The sequence below is a fragment of the Polynucleobacter sp. 35-46-11 genome (assembly GCF_002281105.1).
The window spans coordinates 1-1,546 of the sequence record NZ_NCFJ01000561.1 but is presented as its reverse complement, the minus strand read 5'-3'; the positions used below and the strand labels follow the sequence as shown (position 1 = coordinate 1,546).

3 protein-coding genes are annotated in these 1,546 nt (G+C 44.0%); 1 reads left to right on the top strand and 2 read right to left on the bottom strand.

Features of this window, described 5'->3' with window-relative positions:
* Positions 1–1,087: porin (locus B7Y67_RS17610; protein ID WP_293599742.1), on the top strand; the 1,087-nt coding region annotated here is incomplete at its 5' end.
* Between the two features lie 91 nt (positions 1,088–1,178).
* Here the strand turns inward: B7Y67_RS17610 and B7Y67_RS17605 are convergent.
* Together B7Y67_RS17605 and B7Y67_RS17600 are read right to left on the bottom strand one after the other, a co-directional pair.
* Positions 1,179–1,340, bottom strand: coding sequence for a hypothetical protein (locus B7Y67_RS17605; protein WP_293599741.1), 162 nt, complete (start codon positions 1,338–1,340; stop codon positions 1,179–1,181).
* A 1-nt stretch (position 1,341) separates the two neighbouring features.
* Positions 1,342–1,546 (bottom strand): hypothetical protein (locus B7Y67_RS17600; protein ID WP_293599740.1); only part of this gene is annotated, 205 nt, incomplete at its 5' end.

Here is a 1,546-nt window from a genome sequence, read left to right as displayed (position 1 = left end):
CGTTGACGCAGGTTATGCAACTGTATCAAATACAACTGCAGCTGGCGGCTCAACATCAGGCGTTCAATCAGGTGGTATGGCTAGTCCACGCTTAGGCTTCAAAGGCATTGAAGACATAGGCGGCGGCTCTAAAGTTGGATTTACATTGGAAGCGGAGATTTTGACTGCTAACGGTTCCGCGGACGGCATTGCAGGTGGTAGTACTACTACACAAGCTTTCTCTACCTCCCAGTTTTTTAATCGCGCTTCTTTTCTAAGTCTATCCAATGCAAAATTTGGTGAGGTGAAGATCGGTTTGTCCAATACTGCAACCTATGACAATCAAATTAAATTTGACCCATTAAAAGCAGCTAATCTGGGTGGTTTCTTAAATACATCTACCTCCGCTACTGCTACTGGCCTCTCTGGACCAGCCGCCACACAGCAAGCTGCTAATCGTGCAAACAATGCAATCTCATACACATCACCAAGCTTTATGGGTGTACAAGCTAGATTCATTACTGGTGAAACTCAATCTGCAACTGGTATGAACCTTGTTTCTGGCAACGTTGCATACGCCCGTGTGACTGACTATGGCCTAAGCTACAATTTAAAGGCCTTGGATTTGGCTGCGACTTACAGAACCACTAACGGCACGAGTGGTGCTGCGGCAACTTCTACAACTGGTGTTTATGGCTCTTACGACTTTAAGATGGTCAAGCCATATGCTATCTACAACGTCACTGATAACAAAACTCCTGGTGTTGCACAGGGCATGAATTACATTAGTAAAATGGTTGGTGCTGAAGCCCCTATTACCCCACGTATCACTGTTGCTGCGCAATTTACGCAAAACATCAACGGTAACGCAAACACTGCAGCAACGAGTGCAACTAACTCCGCAGTAGGTTTAATGGGTAAATACTCTTTATCTAAGCGTACTACGCTCTATGCTATTGGGGCATTTTCACAAAATGGCGGTGCTGGCTCAACACTTACCTCCTCCAGCAAGTTTACCGGTGCAACAGCGCCAGTTAAGCTCACAGGTAACACTACAAGTTATGCAGATCAGCAAGGCTACATGATTGGTGTAAACCATACTTTTTAATTGGATGCTAGCGTAAGCTAGTAGAAAATTAGTTTTGCATTAAATTAACCCACTGTGGCAACACGGTGGGTTTTTTCTTTATGTAAACTGATTACACATTTGAAAGTTTGCTACGTTGTTGATTGAGCTTCATCTGTTGTTGACGGATACGTTCTGCTTTTACACGCTGTTGTGCTTGCCGAACCTGCGCTTGCATGCTTTTAATACGTGCTTGTTCTGGCGTTAATGGTTTAAGGACTTCTGCGATGCGCATGTTATGTCTCTGTGGGAATGCTGATGACATTACCTACACCAAATAGTGCCTGCAGTATTTTTATCGCAAAGTTGACATTATCTGCATGCACGACAGTTGTGACTACAACACCACTTGCTCTGACTGTTGCACGAAATTGTTTCATAACAATATTTATTGTGTCGTTGCTTGCTAGTGCACAAGCAACGACAAACCATTCGTGCATA